The organism is Vibrio sp. BS-M-Sm-2, from assembly GCF_041504345.1.
In the GTDB taxonomy this organism is placed as follows: Bacteria; Pseudomonadota; Gammaproteobacteria; order Enterobacterales; family Vibrionaceae; genus Vibrio; species Vibrio satsumensis.
The window spans coordinates 1521481-1545770 of sequence record NZ_CP167894.1; the positions used below are offsets into that span (position 1 = coordinate 1521481).

The 24290-nt window shown below is 43.3% G+C and carries 21 protein-coding genes and 1 pseudogene; all 22 read right to left on the reverse strand.

All coding sequences use genetic code 11. The features are described from left to right. Positions 1-4: 4 nt before the first annotated feature. Positions 5-1473, reverse strand: a pseudogene (rng, locus tag AB8613_RS06785) (ribonuclease G). Positions 1474-1493: 20 nt separating this feature from the next. Beyond that, entirely contained in the window at positions 1494-2117 is a 624-nt protein-coding gene (locus AB8613_RS06790) for a nucleoside triphosphate pyrophosphatase (RefSeq protein ID WP_017062955.1), read from the reverse strand. Positions 2118-2124: 7 nt separating this feature from the next. Next, complete coding sequence (gene mreD, locus AB8613_RS06795) at positions 2125-2613, reverse strand: rod shape-determining protein MreD (RefSeq protein WP_004735926.1); 489 nt, start codon at positions 2611-2613, stop codon at positions 2125-2127. After that, positions 2603-3490, reverse strand: a complete 888-nt coding sequence (gene mreC / locus AB8613_RS06800) for a rod shape-determining protein MreC (protein WP_004735927.1) — start codon at positions 3488-3490, stop codon at positions 2603-2605. Before mreC ends, mreD begins: the two co-directional genes overlap by 11 nt. 94 nt (positions 3491-3584) lie before the next feature. Continuing rightward, a complete protein-coding gene (locus AB8613_RS06805) occupies positions 3585-4628 on the reverse strand; it encodes a rod shape-determining protein (RefSeq protein ID WP_017062957.1) in 1044 nt (347 codons plus the stop codon). Between the two features lie 150 nt (positions 4629-4778). Continuing rightward, entirely contained in the window at positions 4779-9089 is a 4311-nt protein-coding gene (locus AB8613_RS06810) for a DUF6701 domain-containing protein (protein WP_372384692.1), read from the reverse strand. Between the two features lie 2 nt (positions 9090-9091). Further along, complete coding sequence (locus AB8613_RS06815) at positions 9092-9520, reverse strand: MSHA biogenesis protein MshP (RefSeq protein ID WP_123322484.1); 429 nt, start codon at positions 9518-9520, stop codon at positions 9092-9094. Continuing rightward, complete coding sequence (locus AB8613_RS06820) at positions 9510-10250, reverse strand: prepilin-type N-terminal cleavage/methylation domain-containing protein (protein WP_372384693.1); 741 nt, start codon at positions 10248-10250, stop codon at positions 9510-9512. The genes AB8613_RS06815 and AB8613_RS06820 overlap by 11 nt, the downstream gene beginning before the upstream one ends. Next, positions 10250-10819 carry a prepilin-type N-terminal cleavage/methylation domain-containing protein gene (locus AB8613_RS06825; RefSeq protein ID WP_132935985.1) on the reverse strand — a complete coding sequence of 190 codons (570 nt, stop codon included), beginning with the start codon at positions 10817-10819 and terminating at the stop codon, positions 10250-10252. Before AB8613_RS06825 ends, AB8613_RS06820 begins: the two co-directional genes overlap by 1 nt. Next, positions 10816-11307 carry a prepilin-type N-terminal cleavage/methylation domain-containing protein gene (locus tag AB8613_RS06830; protein ID WP_060982977.1) on the reverse strand — a complete coding sequence of 164 codons (492 nt, stop codon included), beginning with the start codon at positions 11305-11307 and terminating at the stop codon, positions 10816-10818. Before AB8613_RS06830 ends, AB8613_RS06825 begins: the two co-directional genes overlap by 4 nt. A 151-nt stretch (positions 11308-11458) precedes the next feature. Next, on the reverse strand, positions 11459-11932 hold the full coding sequence (locus AB8613_RS06835; RefSeq protein WP_146490471.1) for a type II secretion system protein: 474 nt from the start codon (positions 11930-11932) through the stop codon (positions 11459-11461). Between the two features lie 35 nt (positions 11933-11967). Next, complete coding sequence (locus AB8613_RS06840) at positions 11968-12543, reverse strand: prepilin-type N-terminal cleavage/methylation domain-containing protein (RefSeq protein WP_372384694.1); 576 nt, start codon at positions 12541-12543, stop codon at positions 11968-11970. 79 nt (positions 12544-12622) lie between these two features. Next, the gene (locus AB8613_RS06845) at positions 12623-13078 is read right to left on the reverse strand and encodes an MSHA biogenesis protein MshF (protein WP_146490469.1); all 456 of its coding nucleotides are present in this window, start codon (positions 13076-13078) and stop codon (positions 12623-12625) included. Positions 13079-13081: 3 nt separating this feature from the next. Beyond that, the gene (locus tag AB8613_RS06850) at positions 13082-14305 is read right to left on the reverse strand and encodes a type II secretion system F family protein (RefSeq protein ID WP_372384695.1); all 1224 of its coding nucleotides are present in this window, start codon (positions 14303-14305) and stop codon (positions 13082-13084) included. Positions 14306-14317: 12 nt separating this feature from the next. After that, positions 14318-16042: a GspE/PulE family protein gene (locus tag AB8613_RS06855; protein ID WP_048657952.1), complete on the reverse strand. Its 1725-nt coding sequence runs from the start codon at positions 16040-16042 to the stop codon at positions 14318-14320. Beyond that, positions 16032-17192: a tetratricopeptide repeat protein gene (locus AB8613_RS06860; protein WP_372384696.1), complete on the reverse strand. Its 1161-nt coding sequence runs from the start codon at positions 17190-17192 to the stop codon at positions 16032-16034. The genes AB8613_RS06855 and AB8613_RS06860 overlap by 11 nt, the downstream gene beginning before the upstream one ends. A gap of 2 nt (positions 17193-17194) precedes the next feature. Further along, positions 17195-18034, reverse strand: a complete 840-nt coding sequence (locus AB8613_RS06865; RefSeq protein WP_146490467.1) for an ExeA family protein — start codon at positions 18032-18034, stop codon at positions 17195-17197. Between the two features lie 52 nt (positions 18035-18086). Continuing rightward, on the reverse strand, positions 18087-19757 hold the full coding sequence (gene mshL, locus AB8613_RS06870) for a pilus (MSHA type) biogenesis protein MshL (RefSeq protein WP_146490466.1): 1671 nt from the start codon (positions 19755-19757) through the stop codon (positions 18087-18089). Between the two features lie 15 nt (positions 19758-19772). Next, positions 19773-20108, reverse strand: coding sequence for an MSHA biogenesis protein MshK (locus AB8613_RS06875; RefSeq protein WP_285955113.1), 336 nt, complete (start codon positions 20106-20108; stop codon positions 19773-19775). Further along, the gene (gene pilO / locus AB8613_RS06880) at positions 20101-20748 is read right to left on the reverse strand and encodes a type 4a pilus biogenesis protein PilO (protein ID WP_285955112.1); all 648 of its coding nucleotides are present in this window, start codon (positions 20746-20748) and stop codon (positions 20101-20103) included. Before pilO ends, AB8613_RS06875 begins: the two co-directional genes overlap by 8 nt. Further along, complete coding sequence (locus AB8613_RS06885; protein WP_327784260.1) at positions 20748-22190, reverse strand: MSHA biogenesis protein MshI; 1443 nt, start codon at positions 22188-22190, stop codon at positions 20748-20750. The genes pilO and AB8613_RS06885 overlap by 1 nt, the downstream gene beginning before the upstream one ends. A 2-nt stretch (positions 22191-22192) precedes the next feature. Next, positions 22193-24208, reverse strand: coding sequence for an RNase E specificity factor CsrD (gene csrD / locus AB8613_RS06890; protein ID WP_327784261.1), 2016 nt, complete (start codon positions 24206-24208; stop codon positions 22193-22195). Between the last annotated feature and the right edge of the window lie 82 nt (positions 24209-24290).

Sequence of the window (24290 nt, forward strand, 5' to 3'; positions counted from 1 at the left end):
TCCATTACATCATAACAACATCAAACTGCTCTTGTATGTACAGAGGCTCAGCCTGGATTTTAACTTGCTTACCAATAAACACTTCAAGCTCAGCAAGCGCATGAGATTCATCGCCCTCTAACGCCTCAGCCACGGCAGCTGCCGCATAGACCACAAATTTATCGGCGTCGTACGCACGATTCACTCGCGTGATCTCCCGAAGAATTTCATAACAAACGGTTTCAACTGTCTTCACACTGCCGCGACCTTCACAAGCAGGACAGCTAGAACACAGGATATGCTCGATACTTTCACGAGTACGTTTACGAGTCATCTCAACCAAACCAAGCTGCGTGAAGCCATTAATATTGGTTTTTACACGGTCTTTGTCGAGCGCAGCCTCTAAAGAAGTTAGTACTCGCTTACGATGTTCCTCAGACAACATGTCAATAAAGTCGATAATGATAATGCCACCTAAGTTACGCAAACGCAGCTGGCGAGCAATCGCCTGAGTTGCTTCTACGTTGGTGTTGAAAATCGTCTCTTCTAAATTACGGCGACCAACAAACGCGCCAGTGTTGATATCAACCGTGGTCATCGCTTCAGTTTGGTCGATAATCAGATACCCACCAGACTTTAATTCAACTTTACGATCCAATGAACGCTGAATTTCGTTCTCGGTATCGTACATATCAAAGATAGGCTTATCACCTTCATACAGCTCAAGCTTGTCTGTCAGCTCTGGCACGTATTCAGAGGTAAACTCTTTTAGGTTTTCATATTCTAGGCGAGAATCGACCTGAATCTTGCTCAGCTCAGTACCGACAAAATCACGCAAGATACGTTGGCTTAAGCAAAGCTCACCATACAAGCGAGTACGCGCTTTGTGCTTACCACGACGCTCTAATACTTTTAGCCACAGTCGCTTTAAGAAGGCGGCATCTTGTGCCAACTCATTTGAGTCTGCACCTTCTGCTGCGGTACGGATGATGAAGCCACCGTGTTCGTCACAGTAACGAGACACAACTTTTTTAAGACGGTTGCGTTCAGACTCGCTGTCGATACGTTGAGATACACCAACATGACTTGCGCCCGGCATAAATACCAGATAACGAGACGGTAGAGTGATATCAGTCGTTAAGCGGGCACCTTTAGTACCAAGAGGGTCTTTGACCACTTGCACCACAATGTCTTGCCCTTGGCGAACAAGTTCTGAAATGTCACGAACTTGAAACTGCTTCTTTTCATTTTCAGCAACACATTCAGTGTGTGGAACAATATCAGAGGCGTGTAAAAAAGCTGCTTTCTCAAGGCCTATATCCACAAAAGCCGCCTGCATTCCCGGAAGAACACGGCTTACACGTCCTTTATAGATATTTCCTACGATACCGCGTCGAGCATCTCGTTCGACATGGATCTCTTGAAGAGCCCCCCCTCAATCATGGCCACACGAGTTTCACTCGGGGTCACGTTCAGCAACAATTCAGCACTCATGGTGCACCTCAGATTAGTAATTATAAGAATTCTTGCAGTAGCTGATCCGTTTCAAATAAAGGTAAGCCGACAACGGCATAATAACTACCTTCGATTCGGGTAACGAAGCGTCCGCCCAAACCTTGGATCCCATAGCTACCGGCTTTATCGCATGGTTCCCCTGTTTGCCAGTATTGTTCTATTTCTTTTTCACTGAGGGGTTTAAACCATACGTCGGTAATAATGATTTCTGTTCTTTGTTTTTCTTCTGAAACCACAGAAACCGCCGTCATCACTTGGTGACGTTCATTCGCTAACTGAGTAAGCATACGCTTAGAGTCAGCAAAATCGGTGGGCTTCTCAAGCACTTGCCCTTGGCTAACGACGACTGTGTCAGAACCAAGAACGACTATATCAGAGCCATTATCTACAGTATCAGAACTAGGAACGACATGCTGCCTTTCAGAAGGGTTATCTTTTAATAAAGACAATGCCGCTAAGGCTTTATCTAAAGATAGTCGCTTAACATATTCTTCGGCGGTTTCTTGAGCGTGTTTACACTCTTCAACATCGGTTACAAGGACAGAGAACTCATAACCGAGTTGCGATAGTAATTCTTTACGGCGTGGTGAACCGGATGCCAAAACTAAATGTTTCTTTTCCATCGTCACGCTACCTCACATGCCAATGACGACGCACGCGTCTCATTAATAAAAACATCCAAGGCCAAAGTATACAGTTTATCAATGCGCTCCATAGCGATAATGGGTTGAAAACGACATCTTGGATCAAATATTCGCCGAAGAAGATCAATACCTCAAACAACACCGTTAACGCAGCAATGATCATCGCTTGCTGCCATAGCGCCATGTTACGAATAACGAGGAAGTTCATCGCAATAATGTACATCACTATCGCCATCATCATACCTCGAATGCCTAGAGTAGAACCGATCAAAAGGTCCCACAATAAGCCTAGAATCAAAGCACTACCTACGTTAACACGATGCGGCAGAGCCAAAACCCAGTAACACGTAACCAGCAGCAACCAAGATGGTCTAAATAGATCTAAGCTACCAGGCCAAGGGATCGTTTGCAGAATAAGTGCTACTAAAAATGAGCAGCCAATTACGACCTTGCTTCTCAAAACACTATTGGCCATCTTCACCCTCTAACAATGCTTGTTCTATGCTGGATTGATCCGCTTGCATCTGTTTATTTTCATCAGGCCATACAAGCAACAAGTATCTGAGCTTATCGAACTCAACCACAGGCTCTGCTTTGATAACGGCGAACTCTCGTTTTGGATCGTAATCAACGGCAGTAACATAGGCGACTGGATAACCTTCTGGATAGACTCCACCAAGACCCGATGTCACCAACAGATCTTCTTCCTGTATATCGGTACTGGTTGGAATGTGCTCTAGCTGGATTTCATCAATCATGCCATTGCCAGAAGCAATCACACGGATGTCATTACGGATAACCTGGACGGGAATCGCATTGTTTGCATCCGTTAGCAGCAAGACTCGGCTATTATGAGCAGCAACAAAAGTCACTTGGCCAACAATGCCTTTCTCGTTGATCACCGGCTGACCTTCATACACTCCATCAATCTGACCTTTGTCGATCACGACTTGATGACGATATGGTGAAGTATCTACCGCCATAACTTCTGTAACGACTTTCTTCTCATCACGGATAAACGGAGATCCTAACAGCTTACGAAGGCGCTTGTTTTCCTCTTGATATTGCTCAAGCAGAATCAGCTCGCTCTTAAGACGCAAGACTTCTCGTTTAATATTATGGTTGGATTCAATTAACCCTTTGCGAGTGCTAAAACGGTCGTATACACCGTCAAACATAGTGCGAGGCAAGTTGGCTGCATATTGAATAGGCGCAACCATGCTGTTTAATAGATAGCGAACATTTGAGAAAGCATCTAAACGACTATCAGCCAGCATAAGGCTGGCTGATAAAATTACAGCAAAAAACAGGCGCAATTGTAGAGAGGGACCTCTACCAAAAATTGGCTTCATTCTATATTTGGTCCTAGAGCTACATTTGATCCTATAGACAAGGTCCTAGGCTCTTTACATAAAACTAGGTAAGAAAAGAGCCTAACACTAGATATTATTCTTCGCTGAACAGATCGCCGCCGTGCATGTCGATCATCTCTAGAGCTTTACCACCACCTAGAGCAACACACGTTAATGGCTCTTCTGCAACAACAACAGGGATACCTGTTTCTTCTGTTAGCAGACGATCAAGGTCTTTAAGCAGTGCACCACCACCTGTTAGTACCATACCATTTTCTGAGATATCAGAAGCTAGCTCTGGTGGACACTGTTCTAGCGCAACCATTACTGCAGATACGATGCCAGATAGAGGCTCTTGAAGTGCTTCAAGGATTTCATTTGAGTTTAGGCTAAAGCTACGAGGTACACCTTCAGCAAGGTTACGACCACGCACTTCGATCTCTTCTACTTCATCGCCAGGGTAAGCTGAACCGATTTCGTGTTTGATCTTCTCTGCTGTCGCTTCACCGATCAAGCTGCCGTAGTTACGACGAACGTAGTTGATGATCGCTTCATCAAAACGGTCACCGCCGATACGAACAGAAGACGAGTAAACCACACCATTTAGCGAGATAACCGCAACTTCAGTAGTACCACCACCGATATCAACAACCATTGAACCTGTTGGTTCAGAGACACGTAGGCCAGCACCGATCGCTGCAGCCATTGGTTCATCGATTAGATAAACTTCACGAGCACCAGCACCTAGTGCTGATTCACGGATAGCACGACGCTCTACTTGCGTAGAACCACAAGGAACACAAACCAAAACGCGAGGGCTTGGTTTAAGCACACTGTTGTCATGCACTTGTTTAATGAAGTGCTGAAGCATTTTTTCCGTTACGTAAAAGTCGGCGATTACACCGTCTTTCATTGGACGGATCGCTGAGATATTACCAGGCGTACGACCAAGCATTTGCTTAGCAGCGTGACCAACAGCAGCGACACTCTTTGCAGAACCCGCACGATCTTGGCGAATAGCTACAACTGAAGGCTCATCAAGAACAATGCCTTGGCCTTTTACATAAATAAGGGTATTGGCTGTACCTAAATCAATCGATAGGTCGTTTGAAAACATGCCACGAAGTTTTTTAAACATATTCTTCGCTCATCCTGCAAGAATTAGAAGACAAAAATTGCACTAAATGTACCAATGCCTTGCTGTTACGGCAAGGCATTGAAGTACAAACATGGACTGAAACCCGCAATTTCTTACAGATTCCTAACTTAAGGGGCAAAAATTATATTATTACTGACCTGTTAAGCCACTTTCACCTCGGTAGATCACACGATCGTTACCACGATAGATACCAAATGTGACGACCGTGGAGGGATCTTCGTCCCCCAAGTGTCGCCAGTTGTAACGCAGCCATGGCTGGTCTTGATCGCTACCAGAACATAATATGTCATTTTCGCCAGTCTTCTTGCTTGGCTCCGAGTCATCCATTCTTAGCCACAAACGAACCTGTTCTCGTGGTGCATCCGTACCAGTCGGCGTATTTTGATCCGCAGTTACTTCTTCTTCACCATCATTTACATCTCCACTGCCACTAAGTGAAGCTAATGTGGTTTTCACATCATTACTGGTCCAAATGACTTGCTTACAAACATTTGAACCATTGAAAGTACTGCGATCATCATCCTCGTTCACAACAAACTCACTGCCATCCCAAAACTCAGCTCGAAGTGGAATCGTTAGAGTAGTACCTGAGTTGCCACCAATATCATCGAGTACCATTCGGCCATAGCGGGCCGGAGGTTGGACTGGGAATGCTGCCGAATCGGTCACAGGGTCAGAGTCCGTAAATGACACAGGATCTACTCCTGTCACTGTTAAACCAAAATTAGTGGCTATTGAGCTAGCATCACTGGTATTGAAAGGGCCATCTCTGCGGCTAACATCATCTGAATCCGTAACTCGTTGCAGCTCAGCTGCATTGTCATTCAGTAACCAATGTTTACGATCAGCAGGCCAAGATCCGGCATCCGTATCTAGCAAGAAGCCGTTATCTATGTTGCTATCATCTACAACACCAAACTTTGCTTGCAAGTTTTCATTAAAGAAGCGGTAGTTATTGAGCGCATTATCCGTATCACTTTCACCAGATGCCATTGGATATACTTGGTGAATTGTAGAATCATAAGGTTGACTTAAGTATGCGATATCATTTTGATTGGCGACATTCCATTCCGGAGTACCTTGAACAAAGAATTTAGGATAAAAGCGACCTATCGATTTACTGCCAGAGAAGCCACCTAAAATTGAGCCGTAGAAACTCCCAGTTTCTGTCGCAATGAAGTTAAAGCTACCCGCTTCTGAGTATTTCAGACTCTCGAACTTATAACCTTTATTAGCCTGGTCATTCGACGAAATTTGTTTAGTTAGCTGAGCTACAGGGGTTAAATCACCCAACTCAGCGTCAGGGTAATCCGCAATTAGAGGGGTATCTAAAGTCGTTGTAACTTTTACGCTTGCTGTCGACTTAAAGTAATTGTTCGTCAACAAGTTATCGTCAGTACAAACTGCAGATGAATTTGTATGCTTTATTGGGCGAGCATAAACATCGAATGACTCTCCCGCACTACTGAAACTGTCTGAGTCTTTATCGTTACTGTTTCCGTCCGAACTCTTATTCGTACAGATTGCAAATTTCCACGGGCGAGAGTAGACAGAGAAACTCCCTTCAACATCGTAACTCCCATCTTCGGGGCAGCCAGCAAAACCAGTACAATCAAAACTATTGTCTTTTAAAGTGACGTTGAAAAGCCCTGATTCAGAGATAGTTAAGTCAGTTGAGGCGCTACCTTTTTTGAACTCTGGTAAGTAAGTCAGCGAGCCATCAGAACCACTCCAAGAACTATCAAGCTTGTGAGTAATGGTAACTTCATCCCCAGCCTCACCTGTATAGTTTTCAGCAACAACAATTGAATCACCAGAATCACACGCTAAAACTTTAGTTACTGTCGGTGTAGCCTGCCCCGCAATAACGTCAAGACGATTCGTTGGAATATTGCCATCCACTAAAGAGAATTTAAATGGTACGAACTTGAACTGACTTTCTACCTCTTTGCCAGAATCATCCACTAATGTCGCCATTAGCTTATAACCTGTATCAAAGTCAATATTGGCAGTATCTTTAGCGACAACTTTTAAAGTTAATTCACCATCATTATTAGAAACATAATTAGGGTAAGTACCTGAGCCTTGTATGACAGAAACATCAAACTCCTCAGGGCTTGGCGTGATATCTATAGTCACCCCTAGACTTTCTGCCACACCATTATTCGAAGTGTTAATCGTAAATTGAGGGGAGTCGTCGCCACACATCAAAGCTAGATCCGTTGCAGGGGAAATATCTATATCATAATCATCGACAGGCACAATACAGCTGGTCTCAGCATGAATTAAAGAGCTTGATGACATATTGACTGATTTAGCAGAAACAGCACCGTACACTCTTGCTGTACCGCTCATGTCAACATTCTGTTCGCTGTATAACAGACCTACAAACGTGGTTTTATTTGCAGAGCCACTGCTATTTAAACTGACAAAACTGGAACCACTTTGTAATACGTTGACCCTAAAGTGTGTATCTCCAGCTAGAATGGGCTTATCCCCGCTCCAATTAACAATTGGAACACCGATATAGCTACCGTTGTTTACAGATAAGCTTTTAGTAAAGACGGTCACCGTATCGCCACTCTTGACGCGTAATTCCCCCGTGCCATTGATATTAAGTGTGCCAATTTTATATTTACCAGACTCTATTTCGACCATAGCACCAGTACCAATTGAGATGCTGTCATATTCGTAGATCTTCACACCACCAACAGTGATAGGTAAGGAAGTGACATTGTGGGTATAAGGGATATCTAACGAGTTGCCTAAATTATCTGGTACATCTTCCAATGCTTCTTTATCAATAAGTAAATCATCTAAGCCGAAGCATTGCTGGCCTTCACAAGCGACACCCGTTCTATCATTGGTATTCGAATTTAAAAAGCCTACATAACGATTCCCGCCATCTCTCAGCGCCCCTACTATTTGGGGAGAACCATTGATTTCCAAACTCCCATTGGAGCCTTTCCATGTTTGTACAGGACTTTTATTATTAAAACCTTCACAAATCCCGATGTCATTAGGCCTGTCAAACATGAAGAAACCAACGTCTTCTTTTACGTGACCACGCTCTTTATCTTTATCCATGTCCTCTTCAACTACGAAGTAGACTTTGTTTTTAGTGACATCGCAACGACGCAACCAACCGCCATTATTACCGTCACGAGAGTTCTTGTTAGCAACTAGAATCGGTGGAGCATCAAAACCCGCAAATGCTATATCGGTATATTCTAAACATCCCTGCTCAATAGGAGAGATGACCTTCTCATTAAGTTCGGTCGTTTTGAGAGTCTGCCCATCTCCTAACCAAAAACGTGCACCTTGAATAAACCCGTTACCCTCACCAGCAACGAAACCCACGGTCTCTTTCTGAGTAAGGTTATTGTTAATCGTCACCTCTGACTTCTCTAGTGACAAGAAAAATCTATCTTTTTTGACCTCTCTAGCCATACCAGTAAACCACTTAGAACTGTTTCTTTTGGTTTGAGGTTGAACAAGAACCCCCGGAGTATTGGAGAAGTTGGTAGGTAAGCCATAATCCTGATAGTTAATCGTAACTTTGTTGCCTCGTTCACTTTGAATATATGAAGCGGCAACCTTAGTTTCAATCGATCCTGCGACTATCTTCGCCTTGTTACCTAGGGTGATAACTCCAGGTTCAATAACAAAGTAATCAATATTATGCATTGGGGCATCATTTACAAAATTAACGTGATTCGCTGCATTTCGATGAGGGGCAACCTCTTGAACAATGGTGGCAGTTAGTCTTGTAGTAGCAGTAACGGAAGCTGTTGAAGGTAATTCAGTTTGATTAAGAGACAGCTTAGATAGACCTGCATCGATAGTAGGCATAACGAAGACTAATGGCTTTGGCTTAGCCGAATCATAAGTGTTATCAAAAATAATCGTACAAGTACGTTGGCCATTTTGAGACGTAGTACACTCTGTATCAGTTAGAGTACCAAACTCAAACTGAGGGTTTAAGTTCACAGGGGGTGGCTGCGGAGGGGATATGCCGTCACTACAACTGACGTTAGTAATATCGTCATCATCATAGACCGGAGATAAGCTACCATTTTTCAAAGATTCGTACTTAGTTTCAATAAGGCTAGCACCTAATCCACTATCAATATCTCGTCGATAGTATTTAACTTCATCATTAGAAGCATCATTAGTAATTGTTACTTCATACAGGCGATCATCAATGAGATTTTGCTCATTGAAAATATATGATGGATCCGACCTTTTATGGTTTGTATACCAAATGACATGCCCATGGCTACCTTGTTTTAAATAAAAATCTTGATAGTCATCATCACCTTCTACCTGGAATGAAATGGTAAAATCCTCATTCCCCTTCAAGTTAGAACATTGATTTGCGTAAGTATTTCCTACAAAAAACAAACAAAAGAAGATAGCTACATACCTAAACAAGTTCATACTTACTCCCTCACCCAAACTTCTTGGATACGCTGTACTTGGTTGATACCCGAACCACAGATAGCTGTTGATTCTATTTTAAAAAATCCAACGCCATCTAAAACGCCGATTTGTCGACAAGTTAATTGATCGACAGTGCAGATGGTCGACATACCACTACTCACTTGATTGGCATTTAAGTTGCTACACACAGTGCTCACACTCGTTGAAACCGCAGGCGACACCGTTAATGGATAAACTTGAGTGAGTGCCCACTCATTCGCTGAATGTGCTAATAGCCAAGCCTGTGTTCCAAGCTGTTTACGCGTCAATGTATCGTGATTTGACCACTGAACTTGTACTAAAGAAGTCGCAAGGAAGCCCATCACCACAATAACAAATACTGCGACGACCAAAACACTGCCTTGTTGAGATGATTTTCTATGGCGCATTAAGTACCTGCACATCTTGTTGGTAAACGCTTACTTCACTGTTTTGCTCAAGTACAAGGTCGACGTGAATCACACCACCTCTTTGTAAGCTTGGTTCTTCATAACGAAAATTACTTTCAGCATAATTAATACTATCCGCAACGGTGACTCCATTGCGTTGAATTAGGCCTTGATTCTGAGCGGTATCATTCACCAAACAGTAACTCACCGAAGCACTCTCATCGTAAATATAATGGCGTTGAGCAATAGACTGACTACTAAGATTAACAGAGGTCGCGGTAAACACATTATCCGTAGAGATCAAACCTGAGACTGAAATCCGTTTAGTTGAACCCGCTCCTAAGTCAGAGTGATTCGTTGGGTTAATAATTAGAAAGTCATCTGCATCAAGTATTGAGGAGTCTTGCCCGATAATAAAGTTCAGCTCGTCTGTTGCTTCATCAAGATGATAAAAGCCTGAGTACTTAATAGCGTAAAAGGTGAGACATTTTTGAGCAAAAGCCGAAGCAGGCATAATGCTCGAATCAAAACTGTTAGGAACCGCGTGGCTTATCTCTCGCGACATTTTCTCGACAACAAATTGCCCTTTCACTTGAACCTTTTGTCGGTCAATAGTCTCAACATACCCTTTCATGCCATATTCAACAAACCCAGCAATCGCTAAGCCAATCACACCAACGACCACGATCGTTACAATCATTTCTATAAGAGTAAAACCACGTTGCTTCATTAGTAGTTCCCCTTGTAAGCGATCACGCTATAGCGGTTGTTACCACCAAAGATCTGTAATTCAACGCGCTTCATCGTACCAATAGCGTTATCGTTAACACCGTCCATGTTTTGATCATAAAACACGGAAACCTCAACACGAAAATTGGCATAACTGTCTTCAATATTTTCATCTAGGATATTAGCGAGCGGGTACTTCGTCGATGAGACACACGTTGACTCCGTAGTGTCTGTGTACCAACAACCGATATAGTCATCGACATCATTAAAAGCTGCGGGCGTTGCCTCTGCCCCATCCACTCCGAGTTCATTAGGAGCAGAACAAGCAGTCGCATCTGCGTCCCCACAGCGCACCAGGCCACCATCAAAATCACTATGTTCATCAAAACCACGTGCCAATATTTGATTCATCAGACTCTGGCCTAACGCCACAGAACGGTTTTGATAATGTGGGTCAGCAGAGCTTGCAACTTGTGGCGCTAAAAAGCTAGTAATAGTGACCATCGCAATGCCCAATACGATAATCACCACAATGCTTTCAATTAGAGTAAAGCCACGTGAACGAATCATAGACACACTCCCTCACGCACATAACCTTGAGAATTAATGCAGACTTGGGCGCTATTGCTCGAAGTGGTTGAGTTAATCGTAATATTCACACCTGCACTTACCGAAGGGTTACCCAACAGGTCAAAGTCGATAACCGTATTCGCTGGAGAAAATGAAATATCTGATTCACGCACATAATCACTACGTGCATCGGCCTGTGTTTTTTGAGCGCTATTCGAAAGATTTAAGTTACACGCGGCCACAGAGCCTAAACAATCACTATTAATAGCAAGACGAAAGCTGTCATTAGCAGCGGAAACATTCGATTGCATTCGATTGACTTGGATTTGACGAATAACGGAGATAGCTTGCTCTTGTGCAGTAAAAGTGGAGTAGCTAGAGGTACCAACGAAGCGACTCGCGGCAAAAGTTGAAATAATACCGAGGATAATGATAACGATGATCAGCTCTACCAGAGTAAAGCCGTTGGGTGTGGGGCTGTTATCCATAATGGCCTCTAACTGCCTAGCGAATACTGATTATACAAGATAACGAAACTGACGATCTTATGTATATGAATAGTTTTGATATTTGTGTGCTTTGGATAGAAAAAAGGCCAGCAGGAGCTGGCCTAATAAAAACACTGATACACAACTTGTTTTAGTTAGAACAAATTGTGTTTGCTCCCGTAGAAACTACGTTTGCAGTCGCTGGCGTATTCGCATTGGTAGCTTGGGTGTATACAACACAGTTAGTTGTGTAGTTTGGAATACCAAATGTTACTTGTGCTGGGTTTGAGTTATCTACAGTTCCAATGAATTCAAAATCATCACCAATTCCCTGAACGATATTTGTAATATCATCTTCAGTTGCATTTGGGTAACCGAAAGTAGTATTGATTGTTGAACCACCAGCGCTTAGAGCACCTGAAGTACTCTCGAAGCCTTCAATTGCAGCCTTGCCATAAATAATGCTCGCTGAACCTTGAATTGCGCCAGCTAAACCTTCAAGCGTTGCATCTTTCGCATCATCTTGCAGGTTTAGGAAACGTGGTGCCGCAGTTACAGCAAGAATACCAAGAATAACAATTACAACCACTAGTTCGATTAGGGTGAAACCGCCTTGTCTTTTCATAGTTAAGCTCTCTCTATGTTTAATTTTACGCAGACTTACTGCAAAGTTACGGTCACACGACCAGTTTTAATTTCGTAAACAAATTGGTGCTCGGTACTACCTTCTAATTGAATGTAAGTACACGTTGCATCACCTGAATTCGCTTGCGCTGAATATTTGTAATTTGAGTCGCTAGCAACATCTGAAACCGCACCTACTTTAGGTGGGTTCTGAAGTAAGTTTTCCATCAACTCAGAACATGTTTGGTCTGAAATATCTTGTGGCGCTGTACTAGAATCGCTATTCAGAGTCCACGGATAGCCATCACGAAAGTCGGTCTCGACGTTGTTACTGTTCTTTGATCTTGTTAACCAAAAATCAACACCATCATAATTTACAGTATTGTATGTTTCAACACCTATCTTATCTGATGGCCTTGCTTCTGCTTCCCACTGCGCTCTCGCTGACAAAACTGCCGTCGCAAAACCACCAGCGACACCTTCAATACTTGATTTCTTGGCTTCATCTGTCACATCTAAGAAACGAGGTAAAGCAGCAACCGCCAATAAACCAACGACTACAATCACAATAACCAACTCGACTAGGGAGAAACCCTTTTGATTTTTAAGCATTTTCTACCTACTCATCTAATTGCTAACGCGCATTATACATTTGCACACGTATAAAACCATAAAAACAGTGTCAATATTTTCACAAAGCCAAAATATTGGCTTTTACACTAAACCTTTCATTTTTGAGTAATATATCTATTTGATACTTATCACTATAATGATAACGACAATGAAAATGTATGTTATCACTTTTGTCTTCAATACTTGGCGATCTTAGCCCTAAAATACTCTCTTGAGGGTATAATTCCTCAAGCCAATAATTACAGTCTCGCTCCGTACCTTGAATCGGCTTTATCCAGCCCGTTCGACTATAACTTTTGGAGTGCTCCGAATCATTGTTTTGCTCGGAGCCTGATAACAAATACTGCTGTTTGAACAAATTGGCTTGCTCTAAAATCCGCTTGCTCGCCACAATAAATGCCGTGTTAGTCGCTTCTTCTTCTACCGTTTTAAATGCCGAAAGCACACCGACAATAAGAAAAAGAATAACCACAGTCCAAATAACAAAACGTGAGCGTTGTAGGTTATTTAGCATTCCTTAACCTTTGATTGCATCCAGCATTCCCCACATCGGTAAGAAAATACCTAGCGCCAAAATCAACACCATACCTGCAACGATGGTTAACAAGATTGGTTCGATTCTGGCAGTTAAGGTTTTCAGATCGTAATCGACTTCACGATCATAAAAATCAGCCACCTCAAGCAAGAGTTCATCAATACGACCCGTCTCTTCACCTACTGAAATCATTTGTATCACCAACGGTGTGAAAATTTCGCTGTTAATCGCGGTCGATGAAACCGTACTACCCGCTTCAATAGCCGATTTCATGGCTTGAACTCGCAACTCTAGAAAACGGTTATCCAAGGCTTCGGCCGACAAAGCTAACGATTGGTTAAGTGGTACACCGGCTTTTAGCATCAAAGCAAAAGTACGTGAAAATCGTGACAATAATGCTCTATTGACCACTCCACCAATAACAGGCATTTTTAAGCGTAATCTATCCCACTTTTCCAAGCCTTTGTCTGTTTTAACCCAGGCTTTAAACGCAAAGATAAGGCCAAAGATTACACCAAGCATTAAGCCCCAGTAATTCACAAAGAATTCCGACATACCAATCAAGATACGAGTCGGCAGCGGCAGGTCGACACCAAAGCGCGCAAACATGCTAGAGAACTGTGGAATAACCTTTATGTTAAGAATGAACATTGCGATCAAAATAAAGCTGATCACGAACGTTGGATAACGCATAGCGGTCTTGATTCGCTTACGCGTCTCAACTTCCTGTTCGTAGTATCCAGCTAATTGCAGCAAAGCCTGATCTAAACGACCTGTGTTTTCACCAACGCCAATCATAGATACAAACAGCGGGCTAAACACCTTAGGGTGCATCTGCATTGATGCCGCTAACCCTCGACCATTAGTAAGCTCAGCAACCACTTCTTCGAGAGCAGCCTTCAACTGCTTATTTTCACAGTTTTGGGTAAGGCCTTTCATCGACCTTAAAAGTGGTACACCCGCTTTGGTTAGGCTGTATAACTGTCGGCAAAACAGAACCAACACCTCTAAAGGTACACTCGGAGAGAACAGGCTCGATACATCCATATCTAAGACTGAACCGCCACTTTTACCTAATTTGATAGAGGTTGGAATGATCCCCTTACTCATCAAACTTTCAGCAGCAAGATCTTCGTTATTCGCATCCACTTGACCACTCACTTGGCTACCATCAGAGCTGCGACCTACATAACGATACGTTGGCATATCCCTCTACCCCTACAAATAAATTGGGTCGGTGGCACCAGAAGCATCGCCTTCGCCAAGATGCATGATCTCATCGAGACTCACGACACCTTGCAGAGCCAGTTCCATCGCAGAAGCCAATAACGGTTTGTAATTTTCAGACTGTCGGGCTGTTTGAGCAAAACCAACCGCATCATTAGCTCTTAGCGCATCCATCATGTTTTGTTCTAGCTCCAACATTTCAAATACACCAATACGCCCACGGTAACCGGTTAAATTACAGTTCTGACAGCCACGGCCTTTCATAAACGGCACACCCACTTGGTTAGGGAAGCGAACGCTCAGCCATTGCTTACGAGGTTCATCTAACTCATCCTCAACCTTACAATCGGTACACACTTTGCGAACCAATCGCTGTGCAACGACCGCTCGAACAGCGCTCGCTACCAGATAACCTGGTGCTCCCATATCCATCATGCGCAGTGCACTGTCTACCGCATCATTGGTATGGAGGGTGCTTAATACTAAGTGGCCTGTTAATGCAGCTCTTAGACCAATCTCAACCGTTTCGTGGTCACGCATCTCACCAATAAGAATGATATCGGGGTCCTGACGCAAGAAGGTTCTTAGGACTGTAGAAAAGTCGAGATTGATCTTAGGGTTTACCTGAACTTGGTTCACACGAGGAAGACGATATTCCACCGGATCTTCCGCGGTAATGATCTTTTTACCCGGTTCGTTGAGTTCGCTTAATGCACCATACAAGGTTGTGGTTTTACCCGAACCTGTCGGCCCAGTAACCAAGATCATACCGTGCGGGCGACGCAGCTGTTGACGAAGACGAACCAACAGATCGCTCGGTATACCCGACGCTTCTAACTTACGTAAACCCGCTGATTGATTAAGAAGACGCATAACTACAGACTCGCCGTGCTGTACTGGCATGGTCGACATACGAATATCAACCGACTGACCTTTAGCACGGATATTAAAGCGACCATCTTGAGGAAGACGTTTCTCTGAGATATCGAGGTTTGCCATCAGCTTCAAGCGTAATACAAGTGCAGAAGCAATATTCACTTCGTTCAGCAGTGTTTCATGCAGCACGCCATCGATACGCTGACGAAGACGCAGTACGTTTGAGTCTGGCTCGATATGGATATCAGAAGCGCCGACTTGGATTGCATCTTCAAATAGCGAGTTAATTAGCTTTACTACTGTAACTTCGTCACTGTCTTCTTCAGCGATATCGAAATCAAAGGCATCATTAACTTGGTGTTCAGCGTGAAGCTGCTCAGCAAATGAGGCGATCTCTTTAGTTCTTCGGTAATAGCGATCGAAGCCATCAACCAATTGCCTCTCTGGAGCAACAACGAATTCAAGTGCGTAATCTCCTAACTGACCAAGCAAAGATTCTTGGGCAAACAGGTCGGCAGGGTCGCTCATTGCAACACGTAAAGTGTCACCTTGGCGTCCAATCACCAATGCACGAAGGCGACGAGCATGTACTTCCGGTAAAAGCTGTACCGCTTCGACATCGACAACAGCTCGGCTTAGATCAATAAGAGGAATCGCTAACTGCTGTGACAAGAAACTCAACATCTGTTGCTCTGACAAGAAGCCAAGTTCAATCAGTGCATCACCCAGCTTACGACCGGTGCTTTTCTGAGCAGCCAGTGCTTGCTCAACTTGAGTCTCCGTGATAATGCCCTCTTCGACAAGCAAATCACCAAGCCTTTTTCTTAATCTAATTTGCATCGCCGCTCTCCTCTAAAGCATTGAGTATTTTTAACCGGTCACGCACAAAGCTTTGTGATTGAGATGAGATACCTACTCTGGTTAATGCACCTTGGTATGACGCTTTAGCTGCTACGAAATCGAGCTGACGTTCTTGCTGGATCGCTAAACCTAACCACCAGCGAGCATTATCTGAATCAATCTCAACCAACTTTTGGTAACTTTCCAAGGCCACTTCTTCTTGCTGAGACTTTTGACTCAATGCTGCACGCATAGCTAGATAGTCTTGCGTAGGGTTCGGCGGTAAATGTATTAATGGACTTAAGGCCGCTTCTGCTTGGTTTGCTTTAACCAAAAGCTTAGATAGGCCCAAGCGTAGCTTTTCGCTGTTAATATTAAGCTTAATCCCTGACTGAAACAGCTCATACGCTTTACGTGTATCCCCCTTACCAAAATAGAGAATCGCGAGTTTCTGACGAACATCTTCATTTCGTGGCGTATAACGTAGAGCTTCAGTGTAGCCTTTCAGAGCACCAGTAAGGTCATTCGCATCAAGCGCTTTTTGAGCTCGCCCTTGTGCATTCACAGATAATTGCTCAGGCGTTAACTCGACCTGTTCGATCAACATTCCACTATTTTCTGAGCTACCAGAAGCTCCTAAGTCATTAGAGATAGAGGACGAATCTGTTTTTGCCACACTAGCAACGTAAATCGGCTGAGGAATTTCAGTCTTAGTCGTTTGGGGCGAGCTTAGAGGTTTAGTTGATGCTTGCTGTTTTGTAGGTTGTGGGATAGACGCAGCAACCGAATTAGATGCAACTGGCTTAGCTTGAGCGCTTTTTACCATCGCAGTGTTTTCTGTTGAAAAACTCGCAGAGTCTAGCTTCACCAGTTTCTTAGTTGGTGATGAGATAGGTTGAGCTACTTCCTGAAAATCATTGGAACTGTCAACGACAGAGACCTGAACCTGTACATCTCGAGTTGAGATTGAATGTTCGACAGCAGGACCTTGCGATATCGCCCAACCGCCCATTGCTAAACTCAGAGTAAAACCTGCTGCGACCCAAACCAATGGGGAACGTGTTTTTACTTTAGGTACAACTGCCGCTTCAATCGAAGTCGCTGATTTTTTCTTTGCCAATTCAGACAAGGCGTTGTTAATAACACTCATAATTAATTCCAACCCCACAGTATTGGCGTTTTAAATTTAGGCTTACATACATCGTATGTTTCATGCATAGCGGAAAACAGATGTTGGTTGTCGATACTTTTCTTATCTTCACTGAACGAAAGCAATAAAGCCTTATGGCAAAGTTGGTTGATCAATCTCGGAATACCTAATGACGAACGACAGATCGCCTTCTTTTGGTTCAAACTGAATAACTCAGGATTACCACCAGATTTAGTGATCCGGTTATCAATATACGCCACCGTTTCATCGAGAGTCAGTGGCCTCAATGTTGAACTAAACGTGATTCTTTGACGAAACTGTCTGAGATGGTAAGCCTCTAGTCGAGTATCCAACTCAGGCTGCCCCAATAAAACAATCTGCAGCAGCTTTTTATCTTCTGTTTCAAGGTTGCCAAACAGCCTTAATGTTTCGAGAGCTTCATCCGATAGAGCTTGAGCCTCATCAAGAATCGCTACCACTCTTAAACCCGAATTGTGCAATTCAATAAGCTTATGCTGAATGTTATCAACTAAGGTTGCTTCACTGTCGATAGTCAAACCGAGCTCTTTAGCAACAGCTTGGCGTAAGTCTGCACCTGAGAGCACAGGGTTTGGCAGGTAAATTAGAGCGGTACAATCATTTAGGTGATTGACTAGCATCCGGCAAACCATGGTTTTTCCAGTGCCTACCTCTCCGGTAACCTTAATCACACCCTCGCCCATTTCTAACGCCGATATTACCGTCTGAATCGCTTCAAAATGAGGCGCTAAACCATAAAAAAAATCGGTATTCGGCGTTAAGGTAAATGGCAGTTGTTCAAAACCAAAATGAGCTTGATACATAAGCAACCTAGCTTAGTTAGATACTGCCAATCTACATTGAAAAAGTAAGTAACTACTCCTCATCATCTGGGAACCACTGTTGAAGCAGATCTCGAGAACGTTCTAACTCTGTTTGCCATGTGTTCACACCGACGATTGTCGGTTTAAGCAAGATCACAAGCTCAGTTTTTTGCGTCAACTGACTGGTATTACGGAATAAGTGGCCGAGGGCCGGAATATCACCAAGGAATGGAACTTTAGAGGTTACATCGCTGGTATTTGATTTCATCAAGCCACCAATAACAACCACATCACCATCTTGAGCACGAATCACAGAGTCAGACTCACGAATAGAGCTTTTTGCCAAAGGAAGCGTCACGACCCCCGTTGTTGAACCCAAGTTAAGCTCTTTGACCTCTTCATCTACCTCAATGACTGCCGGGTGGACATGTAAGAACACACTGCCTTTATCATCGATCTGAGGTGTCACATCCAAAGATATACCCGAGAAGAACGGGGTTAATTCAACCTCAGGAGCAACATTCGCGTTATCACCACTACCAACCGCACTTGATAAATCTGTTACGTAGTATTCATCGGTACCCACTTTAATAACCGCTTTCTGGTTATTCGCTGCAGTAACTCTAGGGCTGGATAGTACGTTCAAATCTCCCTGTGTATCCATGAAACTTAATACCGCTTCAAAGCTACTACCAGAAACAACAATATTAGATTGACCACCTAAAGCGGCACCAATTGGATCCATCCCTGGCAACGTACCTGGGATTATCGTACCGGCTGCATCTTTAACAATAGAGCCCATGCCGATTGTGTAGTTAGTACCATTTGACGAGAACATCTTAGTCCAGTTGATACCCTGCTGGTAGCCATCACTCAAAGTCACTTCCATGATCTTCGCTTCCAAGATCACTTGGCGTTGTAAGCGCTTCTGAGAAATGCCTAAGAACTCACGAACTTCACGGATTTCATCAGGATAAGCACGAACCGTAATCACACTGGCTTGCGGGGTAACGACGACGCTCTGTCCATCACCAGAACCAATTAAGTGGGCAACGGCCGTCTCAAGCTGTGGCCAAAAATCACTTTCAGAGGTCGTTTCAATCTCTGTACCACCGTTCGATGTAGAATTCGATGAGTTAGAAGAGTTGGATGAATTAGACGAGTTTGAATTGGAACTTGAAGAACTCGATGAGTTTGAATCAGAAGTCGTGATCGTTCCGGTTGTGATCGTCGTTAATGAGCGACCAGAACGTTTAACTTGTAAGTAATCGACAGGAATCGTTACTGTACGCAAACCTGCTGGGTAAACCTGAATGACTTTGCCACGCTTTTCTATATCGTAGCCATACATATCCTGAGCCACAGCTAACACTTCATCTAATGTCACATCGGTTAAATTAAAAGTGAGCTTTCCTGAAACACTTGGGTGAATAGCAGCGCTATACTCAGTACCTTTCACTAAGCTTGCAAAAAAGGTTCTCGCTTCAACACCTTTTGCCTGAATACGAAAACGCTTAACCGTTTCCATTCCCGGAGACATAGAGTCAGAACTAAGCTGAGGCATAAGGTCATCTTGTACCGACGAAGGAAGATCATGAAGCGCTCTGCTATTGGCTTCATTAATTGATTCGTTTAAAGATTCTTTAATCTCAACAGGATCTCTATGCCCCATCGAACAGCCGACCAAAGATGACACTAGGATTGCTACTACAAGTTTACGCATGTCTTCACTCTAACCTTAATTATTATTCTTAACATCTAAAGAGAACATCTCTAATTTCCACTGCTTAGAGCTTCTCTGCAGAGTGACGTATTCTGGATCGATGTTCTTAACTCGGTACCCTCTGATCGTTTCCCCTTGACCGAGAATCTGACCATTCAGAATCACATAGCAAGGTGTATCTCCCTTGCATACAATGCTTTCTAAGGACGGTAAGCGATAACGAGTTGGCGCTTTCTTAGCTGACGTTGCTTTTTGTTGGGGTGAAAGCCAACCTAATGGTGCAGTGGGGTCTTGCTCAGCCCACACCGCGGAACTGCCAAACAGCAGAAACAACAAAAGAGTTCTAACCACCGATAAACTCCTGTCTAGTACCTAGCGTGTATACCTCGAACACCAGTCGAGCTTTAGGATATTCTTCTACTGAGTATTCAAATGTGCGCCAGTAGTAGCTAACAGGCAAAGATTCAAGCGCTTGAAGATAAGCTGAAATATCAAAGTAACTGCCCGTCAATTCCATTCTCACAGGGTGAAGAAAGTAGCCAGAATATTCACTGGTCTCTTTATTATTCGAAATCGCTTCCGGTTTTAACGACTCTAGCGACTCAAGCTTTAGACCATTACCGGCATTAAGAACACTCTCCAATAATTGCGACATTTGAGAAGGCGTAATCAACCCATCGACAATCTCTGAAAGTTGCAAAGAAAGGTCTTGGCTCTCTCGCATGAGTTTCTTGTATTCGAGGTTAATTTCTTTATCTGGGTCTTTATTTAACTTAGCTTGCAGAACAAGCAATTCACCCTGCTGCCTTTGATTCGATTGAGTCAAGCTCGTGGTCTTGGCATTTTTCGCTTGTAAGTCGAGATACGCGGGCTCAACCAATAAGGTGAATAACAGCATGGACAGGCCAACAAAACCACACACGAAAAGTAGCCATTTTTCTCTTTGGCTTAATGCAAGAAACTTATCGCTAAGTTGGTTCCACTGTTGCATTATTTACTCTCCCTGCGAGTACTTAATTCAAACGTCACCACGTCCTGGTCATTACGACCAATTTTAAGTTTTTCAAAAGCACGTCCGACTAAATTAAGCTCACTTTTAAACTGACCAATCCAGTTCGGAACGACATTTGCGTTACGAGCCAAACCACTAAGATCTAAAGTATCGTGGGTCATGTAGATGTGCGAAAGAGAGATGTCATTTCGGCCTAATTTAGCTAAGGAATTCATGACGCCAGAATACCCGACTTGTTGGGATTCGTCGTATTGTCCGACCGCCTTCAAAGCCTCTTTTTTAGCCTCAGTCTCACGTTTGAGACGCGCAACAGCAGCCACTTTCTCTGGAGACGGTTTATGCTGAGTTAACTTACTATTCAATTGGTTAACTTGCTTGTTAAGTTGATTGGAGTCTTGTTGCAGGGCTGTTAATTCTTTATCTAGATTAGAAACTTGATACTGCATCGCGAAGTAACCACCAAGCAATAAAACACAAACTAGTCCCCAACTCGCAACAACATTGGTAAGCGTAAAATATTCTTTTTTAGGCTTAAGATGTTCAGGATAAAGGTTGACATTAAAAGTATCTTTTTCAGCTGCGAGTTTAACCAACAAACTCTCTGAATTATCACGCTCACCTTCTACCAACAATGAAACTGTCGAGCTCAATGTACTATTTAAGGCGCTTTGTAATTCAGCCTCATCTTCCTCATCACAGCAGATTTTCAGCTGGTGAAGTTGAGTGCCTTTAATTTGCGAAGAAAGGTAATCTATCGAACGTTGGAGTTCTAAAGCAAGGCCATCCAACTGCAGAGCACTTGATGCTACGCCAGTTAAAGGTGGAACAACACTTCGAATCGTTCTTTGAAAACAAACGGTATTTTCAACAAACGCACCCAACTTAAAGTGTGAATTTGAGCTGCGCTGTAAAAGGATGAAGTTAGACAACTCGCCAGCACTGTAACCCCAGATTTCATCTTCAGGAGCTACTCCAACTAATTCGATCTGAACCGAGTTGGCAATATTTAGAAGCTTATCTAACAGCTTTTTAGGCAAGACATACACTTGCAGCTTGTTCGACGTCGGAAGCGCGACCGCACTCGCTGTGATCTCAGTCACTCTTTCAGAGACGAGATCTTTGAGTAAAAATGGCAACGCAACCGACCATTCACTCTCTGGAATGTCCGGTTTATCAAGTTGATAAGTCTGGTAGTAGTTAGCACAGACAACCAACTGGAGACGATTACTGGTAAACGCCTCACTGCTAAGCGATTTTTTTAGCGCACTCTCCCAGTCCCCATTAACCACGGGAATGCTGGTTACTTGAGGTTCTTGTTCTGTCGATGAAATATAAATGGCATCATTGCCCAGCAGGACAACTTGCGAGCTACCTTTATTATTCGTTGGCTTTATCTTGTCTAAAATCGCTTTAAAATTCATTCTTAACTACTACTCTTACGCCATCGATTTCTTCGTCCAACTTTTACAACAGATTCCGCTTTTGCAGCCTTTTCAACGTGATTAGGCAAAGGGATAATTTGTTGTTCTTCGTCGAAATATCTCCCTTGATAGCCGTTAATGCCTAACTCTATCAAGGTATTCTTTTCTTGTTTTGTCTCGACTCCAACAGCAATAACTTGAGTTGAAGAATCACCGCATGCCCCAATTAAGCTTCGAACAAACAACTGATTCTCATGCCTTTGGTCAATTTTCTTTATTAGGCTTCGATGAAGCTTAATGTAATTAACCTTCAAGTCCTTTATATAGTGAGTGCTAACAATCGTTCGCCCCGCTTGACCAACCACAACTTTACACCCTAAACCTCGCAGCATCTTTGCCACCGGTCTCATATAATCAAGATGAGCAATCAAGTGTCCTTCCGGAAACTCAAAAGCAAGCTGAGAGCGGTGCTGAGCAGAGAGTTGTAACAACTCACTCCTAAACCACTTAAAATGCTGTTTATTAGCAAATGGGGTAACATTCAGATTCACTGAATAATTGATAGATTGAGTTGATTCTTTAAGCGAACGCAACAAAACCTTCAAAACAGATTGATCCATTTGAGCTTGATAACCCACTTGCTCTACTGCAGGCATAAATCGAGACGATTTCAATAAACCCTTGTCAGGGTCCTGAATTCTAGTAAATATTTCTCTATGTAATTCATTAGCTTGACCAGATTCCGGCATAAGATAACACCGCTGAGCAAAGATTACTAAATTTTCAGGAAGCAGAGCTTTATCAAGTAATGTTCTCCAACGAACACTGCCTCTATCCAACTCATTCTTATTCTGTTTCGGGTAACGGCTCCAGTTATTTATACGCTCCAGCTGGGCACTCTTTAATGCTGTTTCCGTTTCATCCATGATCTGACTGTGGCGCTCACCTTCGGTATACATAGTCACACCGATATGACACCAGTTATCAGGTTCCAAAGGCTCTGGCGGGGTTAATTTATCTAACTGCCTTAGACACTGAGCTGCCAAAGTCGCAATATCTTTTGCACCCTGGTGAGGGATAAATACAGCAAAGTCCGCTTCGTAATAGCGAGAAAAAATGACATCGGGATAACGCTGAACGATATTCGATAAGACTTCACCCACTTCAATAATAAAGCCGTCAGTAGTTTGCTTGTCGTTAGCATCACGAACTTGTTCCCATTCGTCGATACGTATCAGTAACACACCACCTCGAGCACCACTTTCATGCAGTACCGATTCCAGTTTATTATCAAATAAAACTCGGTTTGCCGTGCCCGTGAGTTTATCTAGGAAGGTATGGGTACGAATAAAGGTATCAAAGCGACTTCGCTCTTGACGAGCGTCTTGCAACTCTTCAATCAATACATCTAAGGCTTCACTTGCAGTATAAGGCCATTCACGCTCATCCCCCTTTGCGTGAGGTTCAACCTGCCCAGCAAGGATCATTCTTCCTCGCTCTTCTAAGATCTCAGAACCCATGAGTTGCTCTTTCAACCAACGAACACCGCGAGCCAGACAGAACAAGACCAATGCGACAGCCAAAGTAATTGACCACATCGCTTCCATTGAGTAGTTGTAGCCAATATAAGGAGGAAGCGCTTTAAATTCGATTCGGTAACCTTCATTACGCTCTAAAATAAAGCTTTTTTCATAAAGACGATTGGGATCTATCTGTGGGGAGGTATCTTTGAAACGATAAACGATACCGGTCTTGTTCGAGAGTTTCATCTCAACAATATTGCTCGCTTGCAACATCTTAGGCATCCAGCGCTGCATTGAATACGCGGCGTCTGGATCTTCCATCTCTTTATCTACAACCTCGACAATACCAACCAAATAGTGATCTAAATACTCCTGCCCAATGCGTTTAAAGGAGAGTGTGCCACCAATAAAAAGGATGAACATTGCACTGATAACTATCACGGTGACAAATGCGACCAATCGGGTGCTCAATTTTAGTGTCGGGGTATATCTCATGAATAACGAAATCCTTTTCAACTCACATTATACCGTATTGCTACTTATACTATAAATTGACGTTGTAAATAAAGCGTTAAGA